Origin of the sequence: Fluviicola sp., assembly GCF_039596395.1 — a bacterium.
Classification (GTDB): domain Bacteria; phylum Bacteroidota; class Bacteroidia; order Flavobacteriales_D; family Crocinitomicaceae; genus Fluviicola.
The window spans coordinates 350,658-369,866 of record NZ_JBCNJT010000003.1 but is presented as its reverse complement, the minus strand read 5'-3'; the positions used below and the strand labels follow the sequence as shown (position 1 = coordinate 369,866).

The 19,209-nt window shown below is 43.3% G+C and carries 18 protein-coding genes; 10 read left to right on the top strand and 8 right to left on the bottom strand.

The genetic code is table 11. From position 1 onward, the window contains the following. Nucleotides 1–122: 122 nt before the first annotated feature. Together ABDW02_RS16820 and ABDW02_RS16815 are read right to left on the bottom strand one after the other, a co-directional pair. A complete protein-coding gene (locus tag ABDW02_RS16820; protein ID WP_343636599.1) occupies nucleotides 123–779 on the bottom strand; it encodes a hypothetical protein in 657 nt (218 codons plus the stop codon). Between the two features lie 72 nt (nucleotides 780–851). Beyond that, nucleotides 852–1,370: a DNA-3-methyladenine glycosylase I gene (locus ABDW02_RS16815; RefSeq protein WP_343636597.1), complete on the bottom strand. Its 519-nt coding sequence runs from the start codon at nucleotides 1,368–1,370 to the stop codon at nucleotides 852–854. Between the two features lie 42 nt (nucleotides 1,371–1,412). Between ABDW02_RS16815 and ABDW02_RS16810 the strand changes: the two genes are divergently transcribed. After that, nucleotides 1,413–2,012: a transferase hexapeptide repeat family protein gene (locus tag ABDW02_RS16810; protein WP_343636595.1), complete on the top strand. Its 600-nt coding sequence runs from the start codon at nucleotides 1,413–1,415 to the stop codon at nucleotides 2,010–2,012. A 136-nt stretch (nucleotides 2,013–2,148) separates the two neighbouring features. Here the strand turns inward: ABDW02_RS16810 and ABDW02_RS16805 are convergent, their stop codons facing one another. The 3 genes from ABDW02_RS16805 to pdhA form a co-directional block, all read right to left on the bottom strand. Continuing rightward, nucleotides 2,149–2,340 (bottom strand): cold shock domain-containing protein, encoded by a 192-nt coding sequence (locus ABDW02_RS16805; protein WP_343636593.1) that lies wholly within the window; start codon nucleotides 2,338–2,340, stop codon nucleotides 2,149–2,151. A 125-nt stretch (nucleotides 2,341–2,465) separates the two neighbouring features. Further along, a complete protein-coding gene (locus ABDW02_RS16800; RefSeq protein WP_343636591.1) occupies nucleotides 2,466–3,758 on the bottom strand; it encodes a pyruvate dehydrogenase complex dihydrolipoamide acetyltransferase in 1,293 nt (430 codons plus the stop codon). Between the two features lie 21 nt (nucleotides 3,759–3,779). Then, the gene (gene pdhA, locus ABDW02_RS16795) at nucleotides 3,780–4,832 is read right to left on the bottom strand and encodes a pyruvate dehydrogenase (acetyl-transferring) E1 component subunit alpha (protein WP_343636589.1); all 1,053 of its coding nucleotides are present in this window, start codon (nucleotides 4,830–4,832) and stop codon (nucleotides 3,780–3,782) included. A 266-nt stretch (nucleotides 4,833–5,098) separates the two neighbouring features. Between pdhA and ABDW02_RS16790 the strand changes: the two genes are divergently transcribed. The 5 genes from ABDW02_RS16790 (at nucleotide 5,099) to ABDW02_RS16770 (ending at nucleotide 9,194) form a co-directional block, all read left to right on the top strand. Continuing rightward, a complete protein-coding gene (locus tag ABDW02_RS16790) occupies nucleotides 5,099–5,620 on the top strand; it encodes a metallophosphoesterase family protein (RefSeq protein WP_343636587.1) in 522 nt (173 codons plus the stop codon). Nucleotides 5,621–5,635: 15 nt separating this feature from the next. Continuing rightward, nucleotides 5,636–6,661, top strand: a complete 1,026-nt coding sequence (gene porQ, locus ABDW02_RS16785) for a type IX secretion system protein PorQ (RefSeq protein WP_343636585.1) — start codon at nucleotides 5,636–5,638, stop codon at nucleotides 6,659–6,661. 140 nt (nucleotides 6,662–6,801) lie between these two features. Continuing rightward, nucleotides 6,802–7,539, top strand: coding sequence for an outer membrane beta-barrel protein (locus ABDW02_RS16780; RefSeq protein ID WP_343636583.1), 738 nt, complete (start codon nucleotides 6,802–6,804; stop codon nucleotides 7,537–7,539). 102 nt (nucleotides 7,540–7,641) lie between these two features. After that, complete coding sequence (cmk, locus tag ABDW02_RS16775; protein WP_343636581.1) at nucleotides 7,642–8,343, top strand: (d)CMP kinase; 702 nt, start codon at nucleotides 7,642–7,644, stop codon at nucleotides 8,341–8,343. Nucleotides 8,344–8,531: 188 nt separating this feature from the next. After that, nucleotides 8,532–9,194 (top strand): hypothetical protein, encoded by a 663-nt coding sequence (locus tag ABDW02_RS16770; protein WP_013687505.1) that lies wholly within the window; start codon nucleotides 8,532–8,534, stop codon nucleotides 9,192–9,194. Between the two features lie 106 nt (nucleotides 9,195–9,300). Here ABDW02_RS16770 and ABDW02_RS16765 read toward each other — a convergent pair whose 3' ends face one another. After that, on the bottom strand, nucleotides 9,301–10,041 hold the full coding sequence (locus tag ABDW02_RS16765) for a DUF2807 domain-containing protein (protein ID WP_343636573.1): 741 nt from the start codon (nucleotides 10,039–10,041) through the stop codon (nucleotides 9,301–9,303). Further along, nucleotides 10,031–11,134, bottom strand: coding sequence for an acyloxyacyl hydrolase (locus ABDW02_RS16760; RefSeq protein ID WP_343636571.1), 1,104 nt, complete (start codon nucleotides 11,132–11,134; stop codon nucleotides 10,031–10,033). The genes ABDW02_RS16765 and ABDW02_RS16760 overlap by 11 nt, the downstream gene beginning before the upstream one ends. 40 nt (nucleotides 11,135–11,174) lie before the next feature. On the opposite strand from ABDW02_RS16760, the gene mazG reads away from it, so the two are divergent. From mazG to ABDW02_RS16740, 4 genes are all read left to right on the top strand, one after another. Next, nucleotides 11,175–11,978 carry a nucleoside triphosphate pyrophosphohydrolase gene (gene mazG, locus ABDW02_RS16755; RefSeq protein WP_343636569.1) on the top strand — a complete coding sequence of 268 codons (804 nt, stop codon included), beginning with the start codon at nucleotides 11,175–11,177 and terminating at the stop codon, nucleotides 11,976–11,978. A 181-nt stretch (nucleotides 11,979–12,159) separates the two neighbouring features. Next, nucleotides 12,160–14,502, top strand: coding sequence for a TonB-dependent receptor (locus ABDW02_RS16750; RefSeq protein ID WP_343636567.1), 2,343 nt, complete (start codon nucleotides 12,160–12,162; stop codon nucleotides 14,500–14,502). 108 nt (nucleotides 14,503–14,610) lie between these two features. Beyond that, nucleotides 14,611–15,045 (top strand): hypothetical protein, encoded by a 435-nt coding sequence (locus ABDW02_RS16745; RefSeq protein ID WP_343636565.1) that lies wholly within the window; start codon nucleotides 14,611–14,613, stop codon nucleotides 15,043–15,045. Continuing rightward, on the top strand, nucleotides 15,032–18,142 hold the full coding sequence (locus ABDW02_RS16740; RefSeq protein ID WP_343636564.1) for a PKD domain-containing protein: 3,111 nt from the start codon (nucleotides 15,032–15,034) through the stop codon (nucleotides 18,140–18,142). The genes ABDW02_RS16745 and ABDW02_RS16740 overlap by 14 nt, the downstream gene beginning before the upstream one ends. 68 nt (nucleotides 18,143–18,210) lie before the next feature. On the opposite strand, the gene ABDW02_RS16735 is transcribed toward ABDW02_RS16740, so the two are convergent. Then, nucleotides 18,211–19,170, bottom strand: coding sequence for a hypothetical protein (locus tag ABDW02_RS16735; RefSeq protein ID WP_343636562.1), 960 nt, complete (start codon nucleotides 19,168–19,170; stop codon nucleotides 18,211–18,213). Nucleotides 19,171–19,209 lie beyond the last annotated feature (39 nt).

Here is a 19,209-nt window from a genome sequence, read left to right as displayed (position 1 = left end):
GGTTCAAAGGGTTCATATGTTTAAACCATTGAATAACTTCAACTTTTTGAACTTCTGATAAAATTGAAAATGTAAAAGTGGCAATTGAAAAGACTTTTCAATTGTCCATTTTCAATTATCCATTAAAAAAACAAGTCTTTCCGATACCCGATAGTAAACCCGAAATTCAGTGCTGAAACCTGGGAACTTGCGTCTCCAGATAGTTTAGCTGAACCAGCTGCTACAATGGCGTAAGACAGCGAAAGGTCCGTGAATAAAGTCCCGAATGCGAATTGCTTTTTCACACCGCCCTGAAGCCCGAAGCTTAGCAGGAATACACTTCCGCTGTTGGAAGCCTGCAAACGGTAAGCATTTACATCGATCGGATCCATGACTTTGGTAGAAAGCTTGTAGAATGAAAAATCAAAAACAGTACCTCCGTACAAACCGAAACCGTAATCGAAGTTGGAACCGATGAAATACCTTCTTGTTCCTCCCTGGATCCCGAATTGTGTAACACCGTTTTTAATTTTTACCATCAATACGGACGGGCTCGTCATCAAATCGATTGCTTCTGCATAGGTAGAATCGGTTCTTGAATTTTTCAGACTCGCATAAGCGCGGATCAAAATAGAAGCGTTCTCATCACGCGGGATTTCCACTCCTAAATTCAGTGTTTTGAACAACTGACCAGAGCCGAATCCATAATTTAAACCTGGACCTATCATCAGCCCAACCTGTGATTTTGCTGAAAAACCCAGCATCACAAGAAGTATTGGAAGTATTAATTTTGCTTTCATGACTCTTATTTTTAGTTTCAGTTTGCTTTCAACCGGACTTTTCCCCACCACTGTGGGCGATCCAATCAAAAGCTATGCTTTTTCTTCTTTATATCTAAAACAACCCGGATGATGTGCTCCCGGGAGGTAGCCGGTACTCATCAAAAATTCGTTCACAATTTCTCCACCGACGAATTTAAAATGCTTTTTAAACAACTTCACCCACTCTTCTTTGGATTTCCCTAAGTGGCTGTCTAACCATTGCTTAAAACTACCAAATTCTTTTTGCAATAACAATACCTGGTTCGCATTGTAAATAACGGCATTTATTTTCAGTTTATTTCGTATGATACCGGAATTCTGAAGTAATTCATTCACTTTATCTTCCTGATAATTAGCAATTTTATCTATCCTATAAACGTCAAAAGCTTCGGAAAAGTTTGCTTGCTTCTTTAAAATGATGTCCCAGGACAAACCTGCCTGGTTAATTTCAAGAATCAAACGCCCGAAAAGCTCATTATCATCTTCAATAGGTGTTCCATAATGAAAATCGTGATAGATACGGTGAAGGTCGTCTTTTGGTTTGGTTAAAACATAATCGCAATAACTCATTTTGCCAGTTTGATTTCATATTTTTACCAAAAATAGGTATTCATGGCGGTATATTCATTCAATGGCTTTGTTCCGGTTGTTAAAAAATCCAGTTTTATTCACCCGCAGGCTGCCGTAACGGGCAATGTGATTATCGGGGAAAATGTATACATCGGTCCGGGTGCTGCGATCCGCGGTGATTGGGGTCAGATTATCATCGAAGACGGATGCAATGTCCAGGAAAACTGCACCATTCACATGTTTCCGGGAACGACCGTTACCCTGAAAAAAGGAGCGCACATCGGTCATGGAGCTATTGTGCACGGCGGAACGATCGGTGAGAATTGCCTGATCGGGATGAATGCCGTGATTATGGACGACGTGGTAATCGAAGAAGAATGCATCATCGGGGCTTTGTGCTTCGTACCCGCAAACACGGTGATTCCGCGCCGGAGCCTCGTTGTAGGGAACCCGGCAAAAATAATCAAGGAAGTTTCCGATGAAATGATTGCCTGGAAAACCAAAGGAACCGCTCTTTACCAGGCTTTGCCGAAAGAATGTTACGAAACACTTATCCCGTGCGAACCGCTGGAAGAAATAGAGCCGAACCGCCCGAGTCAGGAAAAGATGTACCAGACGTGGGAGGCTATCAAAAAAGGATAATCGGAAATACGCTCCAGGACTTTTCGAAAAGGCAGCAAGCAGAAATGATTCAAAAACGGAATTTGAACATCCGTACAAACTAAAAACCCCGACGATTCATGGTGAATGTCGGGGCTAAAAGAAAAATATATATCGTTTATGCGTGCTTCACGTTAACCGCCATCAATCCTTTTCTTCCTTCTTCCAAGTCAAATGTAACGGCGTCGTTTTCATTCACTTTGTCCACCAATCCTGAAACGTGTACAAAGTACTCTTTGTTAGTTTCCTCTTCTTTAACAAAACCAAAACCTTTCGTTTCATTAAAGAACTTAATAGTTCCTTTATTCATATTCTCGTTTATTTGATAAACAAAGATGTAATAATAAATTGAATACGAGTTATTTATTTAAAAAAAAAGACGTAAAATTAAAATGGCCGCTCGTTTGAGCGACCATTTCCTGGAACTATCAATTTCTAAACCAGCATCATAACCGGGTTTTCCATATACTGTTTAAATGTCTGTAAGAATGCGGCTCCTGTAGCTCCGTCTACTACCCGGTGATCACAGGAAAGTGTCACTTTCATAATATTTCCGGGAACAACTTGTCCGTTTTTCACTACAGGCTCCTGGGAAATTCCTCCTACAGCCAAAATACAGCTGTCAGGTGAATTAATGATCGCCGTAAACTGCTCGATACCGAACATTCCCAGGTTCGAAATCGTAAATGTATTTCCTTCCCATTCAGCAGGCTGTAATTTCTTATCTTTTGCTTTTTGAGCCAATACTTTCACTTCTTCACCGATCTGGGTCAATCCTTTGCTGTCTGCAAAACGGATAACCGGAACCAACAACCCTTCTTCAACTGCAACTGCCACCCCGATGTGTACGTGATTGTTTCTGCGGATCACATCACCCAACCAGGATGAATTGATTGCAGGATGCTTGCGAAGTGCCATGGAAGCCGCTTTGATCACCATATCGTTGAATGAAACCTTCACTCCTTCGTTGCTGTTCATGGATTTACGTGCAGCAATTGCATTATCCATATCCAATGAGATCGTCAGGTAGAAATGCGGAGCCGTAAATTTGGACTCACCCAAACGGCGTGCAATGGTTTTACGCATTTGAGACACCGGTTCATCTGTATACGATTCGCTCATTGCGCCTCCTCCTGAAGCAGCAGCAGGTCTTGCCGGCGCATCGTAAGGAACGTAATGGTCTACGTCTCTTTTGGTGATTCTTCCGCCCTCTCCCGTTCCGGTGACAAAGCTAAGGTCTACCCCTTTCTCTTCTGCTAATTTCTTAGCAAGCGGTGAAGCCAAAATACGTCCGTTTGCGGATGTATTTGAAACTGCCGGAGCTGTTGTTTTCGGAGCTGAAGCAACCGCTGCAGGAGCTTTTTCCTCTGCTTTTACTTCTTTTGCCTCCTCTTTTTTCGGCTCTTCCGCTTTTTTCTCTTCGGTCTTTTCCTCTGCCGGAGCCTCTGCTTTACCTGCAGAAGAACCGATCAAAGACTTGATATCTTCTCCTTTTTCGCCAATGATTGCCAATAATGCGTTTACGGGAGCTGTTTTTCCTTTTTCCACACCAATGTGCAACAACACACCGTCGTAAAAAGATTCGAACTCCATGGTTGCTTTATCTGTTTCAATTTCAGCCAACAATTCACCTGATTTAACAGCGTCACCAACTTTTTTGTGCCATTCAGCAACAACACCTTCTGTCATGGTGTCGCTCAATTTGGGCATGTATATAACCTCAGCCATCTGCGATTTATTATAGTCTAATTAATATTCAATAATGTAAGGGTAGTTCGGTTCCTGGTAGATGTCCTCGTACAGATCATCTGCATCCGGGTACGGAGATTCTTCTGCGAATTTCACGGAGTCTTCCACTTCGTTTTTCACCCAGGCATCGATTTCTTCGATTTCTTTTGCCGTCAACCACTTGTTTTCTTTGATCACATTCAAACAGTGCTCGATCGGATCCTGCTCCATCCACTCCGCTACCTCTTCTTTCGTACGGTATTTTTGCGGATCGGACATGGAGTGACCTTTATAGCGGTAAGTGCGAATATCCAATAAAGTTGGCCCGTCACCTCTTCTTGCTCTTGCAACTGCTTCTTCCACTGCTTCGTGAACAGCTTCCGGAGACATTCCGTTTACTGATTTGGAAGGCATTTCGTAAGAATCACCGATTTTAGACAAGTCTGTTACGTTGGTTGTACGCTCAACGGAAGTCCCCATGGCGTAATTGTTATTTTCAATGATGTAGATTACCGGTAATTTCCAGTTCATCGCCATGTTGAATGTTTCGTGCAAAGCTCCCTGGCGAACCGCTCCGTCTCCCATGGAAACGAATACTACGTTATCGGTACCGTTGTATTTCTCTGCAAAGGCAACACCTGTTCCCATTGGAATTTGCGCTCCAACGATTCCGTGTCCACCCATGAAATTTTTCTCTTTATCGAAGAAGTGCATCGATCCACCTTTTCCTTTGGAACATCCGGTAGAACGACCGTACAATTCCGCCATCAATACGCGAACGTCCGTTCCCAACCCGATCGGATGAGCGTGATCGCGGTAAGCCGTCATGTGTGAGTCAGTTGGTTTTGACGCACTGACAGTTCCGGCAACGATTGCTTCCTGACCAATATATAAGTGGCAAAATCCACCAAATTTTTGCTGAATGTACAATTGTCCTGCTTTCTCTTCAAAGCGACGCATTAAAAGCATGTCCTTATACCATTTAATGTAAGTCTCTTTCGAAAATTTAGATGTGCTTTTCAAGGCACTCTTATTTGTTGTTTTTGATGGTTTTGAAGCTGTTTTCGTAGCCATGCTTACCCGTTTTTGTTTGTTTAACGGACAAATATAAAAAGAACTCCTTAGATAGGCATCACGGATTCAATTCAAAATGTAAAATTCAAAACACAAACCAACAGAAAGTCTTGCAGGTTCTTTGAATGAGCAGGAAATAAATTATAGTACAAACTACAATAAGATAATTTAAAACCTTTCATGTATCAAAGTAGGGCGTAAAAATTTACGCCCCTACTTTCGCATTTTGCAGGTTGAATCATTAGTTTTGCAGGCATTCGATCATCATGGTAAAAATCGGCTTACTTTCAGATACACACGGATTTCTTCCCGAACGCGTTTTTGAGTTATTCAAAGATGTGGACGAAATCTGGCATGCCGGAGATATCGGAAGCCTGGACGTGACCGACCGTTTAAAAGCATTTAAACCGCTGAGAGCCGTTTTCGGGAATATCGATGACCAGACGATCCGTTCCGAATTCCCGGAATACCTGACTTTCCGGGTGGAAGGGCTTTCCGTTTCGATGACGCATATTGCAGGAAAGCCGGGAAGATACAGCAAGAACGCCGTCGACTTTATCCGTGAAACGAAACCGAATATCTTTGTTTGCGGGCATTCGCACGTTTTACTCGTACAGCACGACAAAAGCAAAAACACCCTTTGGCTGAATCCCGGCGCATGCGGAAACAAAGGATTCCATTCCATCCAAACGGCTTTGCGGTTTCAGATTAACGGGACCAAAATTGAACAGATGGAAGTGATTGAATTCGGAAAAAGATCGAGCCTGAACAATGAAGACAACATTTAAACGTTATTGCCACATATGAAATATAAACTGGCGCTCATATTACTTATTACACTTCCTGTTGTTACTACTGCACAAACAGGAGGAATTCATTCGTTCCAGAACCTGAACTCCCAGTACAATGCACGAACAATGGGACTTGGCGGTGATGCGATCACGATTTACGACAACGACCTGAACCTGGGACTGAACAATCCGGCGATTATGAATTACGGCATGCACGGACGCTTCGGATTCAACCAGTCGATCATGGCAAGCGGTGTCAATACAGGAGCACTGACTTATGCTCGCAGGATCAGACGCACTATGGGAATGGTTCATTTCCGCTATTCTTCCTACGGAAAAATGAAGCGCACAGATATCGACGGAACTGATTTGGGAACCTTCACACCAGGTGACTTTATATTGGGCGCAAGTGCACAACACGCTTTCAACGAACGGATGTCTGTGGGTGCAACACTGAACATTTTATATTCTCAATTGGATACCTATACCGCTTTCGGGACCAGTTTGGACATTGCAGGACTTTACAGGGATTCCGCCAGAAACCTGAATGTAGTCGGTGTGATCAAAAACCTGGGAGTTCAGTGGAAAGGATTTACCACAGAGAAAAACCCATTGCCACTGGAAGTTCAATTGGGAATTTCCCACAAATTAAGACACGCACCTTTCCGCATCAGTTTGGTTGCCCAGCATTTGCAGAAATGGAACCTTTCATATGTCGACCCGAACGCAAAACCGCGTGTAGATCCATTGACCGGTGATACCATCCAGGTAAAACAATCCGGTTTCTTCGACAACCTTGCGCGCCACGCCAAAGTGCAACTGGAGATCCTGATCGGTAAGAAACTACAAATAAGAACAGCTTTCGACTACCAGCGCAGGAAAGAACTGGCCATTGTGGGCCGTGGCGGACTGGCCGGATTCAGTTTCGGAGCAGGAATGGCTTTCAAGCGTTTCAGCATCGATTATGGCTGGTATGTGTACTCGGTAGCAGGTGGCCAGCACGGCCTGACATTAAATTTTCTGCTCTCCAAAAAATAAACTTACCTCTTTTTAAATCAAGGATTTACAAGTTTTCGAGCAACTTATTTTTAAGTTATTCACCGAAATTTGTTAACATGTTTTTGTAACCTGAATCTTTTTAATACGTAGATTTGCCCAAACCAATAATAATTTATAACATGAAAAAGTTAAGTTTACTTTTAGGTGGAATGATTTTAACAACTGCTGTAATGGCACAAAAACCAACTGAAGGAGCTCCAATGACATTGGAAGGAAACGTTGCTGGTTTAGCTGCATTCGGGTTTATGAACTCTTCTGCTACAAACTTGAATCCTACAACTAACGGGGGTACTACTCCATCTATCGTTGCTCCAGGATTACGTTTCCGTTACTTTGCTACTGACAACATCGCAATTCGTTTGTCTTTAGGATTCAGCAGCAGCAAGACTACTAACAATTTCTACGAAAATGAAGTTGATAACTCAGGAGGTGCTGGTACTTACGTATCTCGTATGGGAACAACAACTATCGGAATCGGTGGAGAATACCACTTCAAAGGAACTGAGAAATTGTCTCCTTACGCTGGTTTGGATATCAACTTCGGTATGGGTAAAATGTCTGTAGAAGGTGAGCAAACTGACGGTGTTACTTGGGTTGCTGCTGATTACTCTGAAAAAGGAGAGCAAAAAACTGCAGGTTTCGGAGTTGGATTGATCGCTGGTACTGATTACTACTTCGTAGAGAACTTCTACTTAGGAGTTGAATTAGGATTAGGATTTAATTCTTACACTATGAAAGAAGGTTCTTTCTCAACTACAGTTGCTGGTGTAACTACTGAAACTACAGGAAATGAAATGAAACAAAGCGGATTCTCTAACAACGTTATGGGTATGTTCCGTTTAGGATGGAGATTCTAATACCAGAACTCATCTAAAAATATGAAGGGTTTTCGCTAAGGCGAAAGCCCTTTTTTATTGAAATCAATTGCCGTTTCCTCGATTTTAAATTAAATTCGCAGCATGCAATCGACGCAACACATTACAATCGCAATTGATGGATTTTCTTCCTGCGGGAAAAGTACGCTGGCAAAGGCACTGGCAAAGAAAATGAACTACACCTTTATCGATTCGGGAGCGATGTACCGTTGTGTAGCACTTTATGCCATTCAAAACGGCTGTGCGCTCGGAGCACATAAAATCAACCTGAGTTGCGTGGTCAACAGCCTTCCCCACATCCGGATTCAATTCGGAACACCCGATATAAACGGAAACCGGCCCGTTTTGTTAAACAGCAAAGATGTTTCCGATGCTATTCGGCAGCTGGAAGTAGCGAACATTGTCAGTGAAGTGGCAGCCATCAAGGAAGTACGCGAATTTTTAGTGAAACAACAGCAGGAACTGGGCAAAAACGGAGGTGTTGTCATGGACGGAAGAGACATCGGGACGGTTGTATTCCCGCATGCGGAATTGAAGCTTTTTATCACTGCCAAACCGGAAATCCGTGCACAAAGAAGGTTCCTGGAATTGCAGGCAAAAGGTGAAACAAACAGCCTGGATGAAATCCTGGAAAATCTCAAACACCGGGACCGTATTGACAGCACCCGCTCAATCAGTCCGCTGACACAAGCCAAGGATGCATTGGTGGTTGACAACTCAGAAATGAGCGAAACAGAACAGCTGGATTATGTGCTGAATCTCGTTAAAAATCATACGCGTGCATAACACTAACTATAACTAACGTTTAGGGATTTAACTGCTTCGTAATCTTAGAGAAATAGAATATTCATCAAACATTAAGTTTTCTTCGTTGAAATCAATAGTTTGTTCATTTTGTATAATATCTAACAGTTTTACCGCCTTTTCTGTATCCTTTTGTTTAAATTTGCACACCTATTAATTCAAACCAAATTATGTTATCAATTGGAAAAATAACAGAAGAAATTATCGGAAGAAGTCCGTTTTTGCGTGAAGCTATGACGGATGATCTGATCAATATTTCTTCACTTGCGCGTAAGATCAAACCAGAAATTGAAGAAGCTTTAGGTAAAGAAGTCAAAGAAGGTGCGATCGTGATGGCAATCAAACGGATGTCTCCGGGACTTTACCACCGTCTTAACATCAAAATCACCAATATCATCGGTGAATTGGGAGATTTCCTGGTTCGCTCGAACTTAGAAGACTTTACATTCGAAAACACGGAATCACTGCGCCTGAAACAAGCAGACCTGGTTCAACTCGTGAATTCGGAATCGGATATTTTCTATACGATCTGCAGAGGAGTTACTGAAACTACCGTTATTTGTTCTCAAAGCATCTCTCCGCGCGTTGAGAACTTATTGATCAATGAACGCTTAAAGTCTCACACCAGGGATTTGGCTTCGATCACAGTAAAACTTCCTGCCGTGAACTCCGAGGTATATGGAATTTATTATTACATCCTGAAGCATTTGGCATGGGAAGGCCTGAACATTGTTGAGATCGTTTCTACAGCCAATGAGTTTACGATCATTGTGAAACAAGATCATGTAGACAAAGCCTTTAAAGTGCTGATGCAATTGAAAAGAGGAAAATAAAAAAATGCCCGGTGAAAATCACCGGGCATTTTTTTATTTTCCTGTAGGGACGCGATGCATCGCGTCCCTACTTTTTCAATGCATCGCGTCCCTACAAATATTTATTTCAAAATGCTTTCACAGTCCCTGTTCCATTGATCAGTACATCCTGTCCCAGCGGTGTTCCCTTGTACAAAATATTCCCGGATTCGGTAATATACCCGTGAATAACCAGGTTATCAGCATTGATCTTAATATCCCCGACCGTTTCCGACGCTACGTAAATGGAATCGGAAACCGTTAACCCGCTTACATCGCAATAGCTGTTGCTCTTTGCACAAATACGTGCTTTTTGGGCAGTTCCCGTAAAGGTAAAATTACACCAGCCATGATTTGCTTCCGCATCGATTTGTATCGCATTGATATCCAGGATCACATCTCCGGCACCATCGCGGCTGTAAAAAGTAAAATAATCGGTGTTGATGGTTCCAACATTCGTCAAAGGTTCCGTTCCGATAAACCGGATATTGATGAGGTGTGTAAAATGGATTTCGGCCACCACCACTTTTTTCGCATTCCGGAGGAATCCGCAACGGTTCTTGTTCTCGATGGTCAATATCCCCCCTTCAGACTTCACTTCAATCAGGTTCAACAGGTTCTTCCCGCCTTTCAGCACCACTTTATCCAACGAATCCTGGATCAGCACGTATTCCACGTGTTCTCTCAAATCCAACTGATTAAATGATGCCAGCTGGATCTCTTTTGTAGTTTCAGATCCCAATAATTTGAAACAGGTCCTGTTTTCCGGTTTTTTACAGGAAAAAACAAGCAAACTTGTTACGATCAACACTATCCAGTTATTTCGCATGATACCTTCCTTTGTAGTTAAAAGTGTATCCAACACCATATTCAATATAATCCGCTTTTGCCCAGTGTGATTTCAAAACCAGGTTCAGCAACAAGCCGTTCCCGAACTGGTAACGCATTCCAACCCGGTGATAGAACATAGCATCCGGCTGGTAGCGGTCCTTCATATATGCTCCCATCCCGATCACAAAACGGAATTTATCCAGCGGAATATTGTATCCGATAAAACCACCGATCTGTAAAATGTCCCACTGCGTTTTCGGGATATATTCGCGGTAATAGGTAATCGATTGTTTCGAAATGACATCCAAGGCGATCTCCATTCCCACTTTCGGCTTGAACTGCTTGAAAAGCATTCCGCTCAATGCGTAAACCGGGTAGCGTCTACCTCCGGTGGGGAAAATCTGTTTATCGGAAATAATCCCGACCACCGAAACATTCCAGTTTTTGAAGAAAGGAACACGTTCGAACGTCGTCAGGTTCAGGTTCGTTACTTCTTTCTTTTTGAAGGTATATTCATAGCCCAATCCGATATAGGGCATGTTTAACCCGAGGTTCGGAACTTTACTGGACCCGTTCGAAAAATGCGTCATATCCAGGCTGTAAATCAAAGCGTGTTGCGGCTTCATGTACCATCTTCCCTGGATTCCCAGGCAAATCAACGCATTCAGATAGGTACTCATCGGTACGTTCTTCGGGTTTTTGGCTACATCATACACTTTGGTAACGGCACCCAAGCCGGCCCCCAACTTACAGGTAAATACATGTTTTTCGCCTCTTGTCCATGGGAATTCAATAAATCCGTAAGCTCCGAAGCCGTAACCCAATATTTCCCTGTTTCCTAAATTAGATCCGTAAAGTGTTATTCCCGCGTAAGGATTCCGGTATTCTTCGCACCAGTTCTTTGAGCGCAAACGCTTACTGAACGAAAGTTCTCCGGCAAAAAGACGGTCTTTGGCAAGATGTCCCATCGTACCACGATGTGCAGCTAAAAAACCGGACTTTCCTTTCAGGGAGAAAGCCCAATCATCGATTCTACTTTCCTGGGAGTAGCAAAAAACAGGAAGTAAAAAAAACAGCAAGGCAATTTTCATAATCCAAAATTACAAATTTTGTTCTATGTACATTTGCAGTATGGAATTAGCTAATAATAATTTAAATCAGGACCCGAGACTGGAAGCTTTTGCGCGTTTATTAACCATTATGGACGACCTGCGCGAAAAATGTCCGTGGGATAAAAAACAAACCATCCAATCGCTGCGGCATCTGACCATTGAGGAAACATACGAATTGGCAGATGCGATCCAAGCCAACGATTTAGCCGGTATCCAGGGCGAATTGGGAGACTTGTTCCTGCATTTGGTTTTTTATGCTAAAATCGGGTCGGAACTGGGAGCTTTTGATGTGACCAGCGTCCTCAACGGAATTTGCGACAAGTTAATCCATCGTCACCCGCACATTTACGGCAACGTAACCGCTGATTCGGAAGAAGAAGTGAAAGCAAACTGGGAAAAGATCAAACTGAAAGAAGGCAAAAAATCTGTGCTGGAAGGCGTACCGAATACGTTACCCGCTTTAATCAAAGCGATGCGCATCCAGGAAAAAGTCAAGGGAATCGGTTTTGAATGGTCTGATATTGAAGACGTCAAAAATAAAGTGATCGAAGAATTCTCGGAATTGCACGAAGCTCAGCAGACTTTGGATCCGGAAAAGATCGAAGACGAATTCGGAGACGTGATGTTCTCACTGGTAAATTATGCCCGTTTCATCAACATCAATCCCGAAGATGCCCTGGAATCCACTAACCGGAAATTCAAATCCCGTTTCCAGAAAATGGAAGAATTGATTGCCGGAGATGCTAAAAACATGGGAGAAATGTCGCTGGAAGAAATGGATGTTTATTGGGAGAAAGCGAAAGTGTTGCTGCGCAACAGTTAATGATCAATGATAAATTATCAGACCGGGGAATTCTTGATAATTGATCCATTCACAATTGATCATTCAAATTAAAGTCCGTTTAATCAATAATCTGCACGTTTAATCATTTTTCGAAGTTTTCACTCGTTAATTAGTGTTAATTATGTAACTTCGGAACTTCTTTAAAACTAGGATAAAACATATGAAACAAATACTCTCCTTATTTGCATTCTTAACCGTTTCAATTATCTCATTTTCTCAAGATCATACCGTTCGCGGATTCTTATTCAATAACGTAAACAGCGAAGTTGTTCCGTTTGAAAAAGTAATTCTTGTTCCGACCGAAAAAACTCAGGCTATCCTTGGAGCAAGTGCGGATGTGAATGGATTCTTTTCCATTCCGAAAGTTCCGATCGGGACTTATCTGTTGAAAATACAATCGGCTGATTTCAAAGAATACAACCAGGAGATCAAGGTTATTGAAAAAGGAGGTATTACCGAATTGAGAATCGAATTACTGGAAGAAGATGCTACCGATATCGGTGAAGTGGAAATTTCAGCTGAAACCAAAGCAAAAACCACCGAGGTACTCATGTCCGTGATCAAATTGGACAAAAAAGGATTGGAGCGAATTCCGGCGGTAGGTGCAGAAAACGATATTACGGCAGCTTTCTCGGTAACTCCGGGGGTTGTTACAACAGGTGACCAGGGAGGTCAGTTGTATGTTCGTGGGGGAACACCAATCCAGAATAAAGTGCTTTTGGACGGAATGACGATTTATAACCCCTTCCACTCCATTGGTTTCTTCTCAATCTTTGAAACGGAATTGGTGAAGAACGTGGATATTTACACCGGAGGATTTGATTCCAAGTACGGAGGAAGAATTTCTTCTGTCATGGATATTACCTACCGCGACGGAAATAAAAAGAATTTCGGAGGAAAAGTTTCCGTGTCTCCTTTCCTTGCAAAATTAGTAGTAGAAGGACCTATGTACCGCGCCAAAGAAGGAAGACCGGGAGCAGGATCGTTTATCTTTTCAGCAAAGCATTCCTTACTGGATTACACCTCCAAAGACTTATACCGCGGAGTAAACAACGGAAACGGGTTGCCTTATAACTTCACGGATTTATACGGAAAATTGACGTTCGCAACCGGACAGGGATCCAAAATCTCCGTCTTCGGGTTCAGCAATACCGACAAGGTAAACTACAACGAATCTGCAGCTTTGGATTTCCAGCAGGCAGGTGGAGGATTGTCGTGGATCTTATTGCCCGGTGGAGGAAAAACATTCATCAAAGGTCACTTAACAGCTTCCAGCTACAAGACCAACTTCAACGAAGTAGGTTCTCAGCCACGTACCAGCTCTATCGTGGGAACAGATCTTGGATTTGATTTCTCTTACTTCCTGAAAAATGAAAGCCAGATCGATTACGGAATCGGGATCAATATTTTCAAAACAGATTATTTGACCTACAACGAAGTGGCATCCAAAATCCAGGACCAAAACAACACGGTTGAGATCGGGGCTTATGCCAATTACAAATTCGTTACCAAAAGATTTGTGGTTCAACCGGGAATGCGCGTTCAGGCTTATGCAAGTTTGAGCACCATTTCACTGGAACCGCGTTTGGGTATCAAATACAACGCAAGCGATATATTCCGTTTGAAATTATCCGGAGGACGTTACTCTCAAAACTTTACGACCGCTTCTTCAGACAGGGATATCGTGAATTTGTTTAACGGGTTATTAAGTGCTCCGTCAAATGTTCAGGCAAATTTCATTACTGAAAACGGAAAAACGAAAAACCCGAAGAACGGGATCCAATACTCCTGGCATGCGATCATCGGTGGTGAACTTGACCTGACCAAGAACCTGATGCTGAACATCGAAGGATACTTCAAGTACTTCCCGCAACTGAGTAATATCAATATAAACAAATTATACGAAGACGTTTCCGAGTTCTCCAAAGAAGACGACGTGTATAAAAAAGACTTCCTGATCGAAAGCGGAAAATCTTACGGGGTTGACGTATTGTTGAAATACACCTTGAACAGGTTGTTCTTATGGGGAGTTTATTCCTACGGAAAGAATACACGCTGGGACGGATTTACCACTTACGCTCCTGTATTTGACCGTCGTCATAACGTAAACTTAGTTGCTTCCTATGCTTTCGGAAAGAAAAAAGACCTGGAGGTAAACGTACGCTGGAACTTCGGATCAGGGCTTCCGTTCACTCCGACTGCAGGTTACTACCAGCCTGAAACATTCGGACAAGGTGTAACAACAGATTATACGTCCACCAATTCATCAGGTGTCGGGGTATTGTTAGGAGATTTCAACTCGAAAAGACTTCCTACTTACCACCGATTGGATATCACGATCAAAAAACAGTTCAAATTCAAGAACAAAACAGAACTTGAAATCATCGCTGCAGTAACCAATGCTTACAACAGAAAGAATATTTTCTATGTGAACCGGGTTACCAATGAAAAGATTTACCAGTTCCCGCTACTTCCGAGTTTGGGGATCAGTTATAAATTCTAACTTCAGTTAAAAAGCGTGTTACTTTACAACACGCTTTTTTTAATTAACAATTTAGGCAACCAGGAATCAATTGTTTCGTTGTATATTCGAACACGAAACTAATTTATAATGTACTACTGCTACAAAACAAGGCTTCTACGCTACGTTCTTTCCGTTTCGACTATGGTTTTTTCAACTATATCGTTCGGTCAAACATCCGCACATGTTGATTCTTTAAACTCGGTTCGTTCTCAACTGATCTCGAACGGTCAATCTACTTCTGAAGTGGATATGCTGCTCCATCAGGCAGGAAGCAACTCTAAATGCATCATTCAGCAACTGGATGATTTCACCTTTACGTTTGTGTCTTATCGCCCCTTGGGAGATGCACAGCGCGAAGAACGGGTGAATCTTCGTTTAAAATCCCATTACCCCTATTTAAACGTAATCGATTTCAGTGATGACTTCACTTCCGTGCGCATCAACTGTAACGTGCAGCTTACGCCTGCAATGATCAATGAATTAGTTTTACATTTTGGATACAACGGTTATGAAATACATTAAGTTACTACTCGTTACTCTCCTATTCTCTTTTTCCTTTTCTCTTTTCACCGGAACCCAATCGGCAAATGCACAGTGTAATACCAACACCTCCATTTGTACGGCAGGAACCGCAGGGCCATACACGTTTGTGTCTCCTGGGCCGGTTGTGAGTACCTGTCTGGATTTCTTCGGCCCGAATATGGGATACATCATCCTGCACATTACGACTTCGGGGCCACTGAACATGCTGATCGACGGAAATTCCAACTCGGGTTTCCTGGATGTAGCTGTTTTCAATATTCCGAACGGGCAATCTCCATGTACTGCCATTCAAAATACCAGCAACCAAATCGGTTGTAACTATGCGAGTGCATCCAGCGGATGTAACCAGTTCGGGAACTCTTTCCCTTGTTCATCGTCTGTTCCGGCTCCGATGGTTACAGCAGGACAGGAAATCATGATCGTGGTTGAAAACTGGAGTGGAAGTTCCAGCACTTTTACCATGTCACTCGGGCCAACAGGAGCTCAAACGGGCCTTCCGAATTCGACCATTACCCCGGCAGGGCCATTTTGTGTAACATCCGGTTCCACGCAATTAATTGCTGCCGACATGGGAGGAACCTGGTCTGGACCGGGAGTTTCCCCGACAGGAGTATTCAATCCTGCAACTGCAGGTATCGGTACACATACCATCAGTTATGTAGTAGGATCAGGTGCATGTACTTCACCGGTTTCCACCACAACCATTACTGTAAACAGCGCAACAGTAACTCCACCACCTGCACAAACCATTTGTGCGGGAGGAAGTGCAACATTGACTGCAAGCGGTGCAGGAACCTATACCTGGTCGCCGCCAACAGGATTATCATCCACAACGGGAGCCACGGTCACCGCCAGTCCGGCATCAACGACCACGTATACCGTTACCGGAAATACAGCCGGCTGTACCAGTAATGCAACGGTCACCGTAACAGTCGCCCCGATCACCGTTGGTGTTACACCAAGTACAACCATTTGTTCGGGTGCTTCTACTACCTTAACAGCAACAGGTGCAACCAATTATACCTGGTCTCCGGCCACTGGATTATCGTCGACAACCGGCGCTACGGTAACTGCTAATCCAACGACAACAACTACGTATACCGTAACAGGAACAACCGGATCCTGCTCGGCAACGGCTACAACAACCGTTACCGTAACTCCATTGAACCTGACCGTTTCACCCAATGCAAGTATTTGCAGCGGTGCATCAACTACATTAACAGCCGGCGGAGCAAGCAGTTATTCCTGGTCGCCTGCAACCGGATTGTCGGCTTCCACGGGAGCAAGTGTTACGGCAACTCCTGCTTCAACGACCACTTACACAGTGACCGGTACAAACGGATCCTGTACAGCTACTCAAACGGTTACTGTAACAGTTACTCCACTTGCGCTCACGGTTTCTCCCAACGCAAGTATTTGCACCGGTGGTTCTACCGTTTTGACTGCCAGTGGAGCAACCAACTATTCCTGGTCACCTTCAACAGGATTATCGTCTACTACGGGAGCCAGTGTTACCGCCAGTCCGACGACAACCACAACGTATACGGTTTCCGGAACCAGCGGAAGCTGTACGGCTTCTTTACCGGTAACGGTTACTGTTACTCCGGTGGTTGTTTCGGTTTCACCGAATACAAGTATTTGCAGCGGAGCTTCAACGACATTAACCGCGTCAGGAGCTACCAATTACAGCTGGAGCCCTTCTACCGGGTTATCTTCTGCTACAGGAGCAAGTGTCACGGCAAATCCAACAGTTACCACTACTTATACCGTAACCGGAACAACAGGATCTTGCTCTGCAACCGCAAGCATGACCTTAACGGTTAACCCGGTTCCAACGGTTAGCGCAACGAATAACGGTCCGCTGTGTGAAGGAGGCACCATGCAACTTCAAGCGACTAGTTTACCGGGAACTAATTACAGCTGGTCAGGGCCAAACGGATTCAGCGCGGGTACTCAAAACGGTTCTATTCCTTCGGTTACAGTAAGCGCAGGCGGGACTTATACAGTTACCACATCCCTCAACGGCTGTACCTCTTCCACAACAACCGACGTAGTTGTCAATTCCGGGCAAGTACCTGTTATTACTCCTGCGGGTCCGTTCTGTGAAGCAGCAGCCAACACGATGCTTTCTGCAAGCATTTCAGGGGGAACCTGGTCGGGAGACGGAATTGTGGATGCCACTACCGGTGAATTCTCACCCACACAGGCAGGAGCAGGTTCTCATTCCATAACATATACCGTTACGAGCGGATGTGCAACACCGGCAACTTCCAGCATTCTTATCAACCCAATGCCTGTTGTTCAGATTTCGACACTACGCTCCAGCGGTTGCGTTCCATTCTCTACTTACATTGTAGACGAGAGCAATCCTTCAGGTTCCGTTACCTGGAATTTCGGAGACGGTTCTCCAAACTCAAATCAGTTGGACAGTGTGAATCATACTTTCAACAGTGCCGGATGCTATGATATTACGGTTACTTCTACCAGCCAGGCGGGATGTGCTACCACCACTTTATTCCCAAGCTTTATTTGTGCTTTGCCGAATGCCGTTGCAGCATTTTCTGTAAACGACCCGGTGCATGGTTTGATGAATCCGGAATTCCATACATTTAATACTTCTTCCAATGCTTCTGTTTATTCCTGGGATTTCGGTGACGGAGAAATGAGCAATTTGTTCAATCCAAGTCATACGTATACGGAAGATGCAGGAAACTATGTGATTACATTGATTGCAAATAATGCAGGAAATTGTCCGGATACGGCCAAAGTTACGGTAACAATCCAGGAAGAATTGGTTTACTACGTTCCGAATACCTTTACTCCGGACGGAGATGAGTTCAACAACGTATTCACTCCGGTATTTACTTCCGGATTTGATCCTTTCAATTATACATTGACGATTTATAACCGCTGGGGAGAAACGCTGTTTGAATCGAACGATACGCAATACGGCTGGGACGGCACATACAACGGTGAATTATGCAAAGCCGGAGTATACACCTGGACAGTACGTTTCAAGTCTTCGGGATCGGATAAAAAGAATACGAAAACGGGACATATCCAATTGTTGAGATAACCATTGAACAGCATAAAAACACATAGGGGCGCGATTCATCGCGCCCCTATGTGTTTGGAATAATTTATTTATTTATTTGCCTGAATGTACTCCCACTTTTCCTCGGTGGTTTTCTTTGTCTTGATTTCTTTGTTCAGCGTTTTCAACACATTTTTGTCCTTTTTAGCCACTGCATACATGATTTCCAAATCTTTGTTCAATTCTGTAACTGATGCGATGAATTTCTCTGCATTCTCCGGAGACTTATTTGCTTCAACGGCTTTCACCTTTGAATTCCAAACCTCTGTCATTCCTTCGGATAATGCTCCGTACATAGGTGTTGCTACAACCGGAGCAAGATACTGGTTCACATTCTCCACGACATTTCGTTTAAATGAAGACTGCATACGATCCAGGTCTCTTTCAGCCTGATAGTAGCTCTCCTTTTTCTGTTGAGCGCTGTAATCATCCAGTTGTTTTTTGTTGTAGATGGTATTCAACTCGATGTATCCCAACAATTCGCCCGGGGAATATTTATTTCTGAACTGGTACATATCGTTTGCATCAAAATACCCCTCTTCACCTGTGATGAAGCTGCCATATACCGCAATTTTACGTGAAACAGGAGTCGGGCCCTCGTATGTGATCTCATTTTTTGCCAGTGTCCGGTAATCTGTTTCTTTGAATTTTTTGGTATCGTACGCATAAATCGGAATGATTCCCTTCCCGCCATATTTTTTAGTGTTCAGGACGGACTCAAACTCATGAACATAAGAAAAGTTCACCTGGTCATTGCGCAAATAAGCAATCATTACCACATCGTACTTGTAAGCCTTTCTAAATGCTGCAATATCAAGATCAACTACGAAGTTTTGCTCCACATTCCCTGTCGGGCTTAAACGTAAATCTACTTTATCACCGGACTTCACTCCTGTTTTAACACCGTCGGCGATATTTACTTTTGAAAATTTGAATTGTGCGTTAACCGAATTCGCGAAAATAAAAACAGCACCTGCCAGGGCTATTTTAAACCATTTTTGATTGACCATTTTTTGAAAAATTTTCGGCAAAACTACTCAATCAAATTG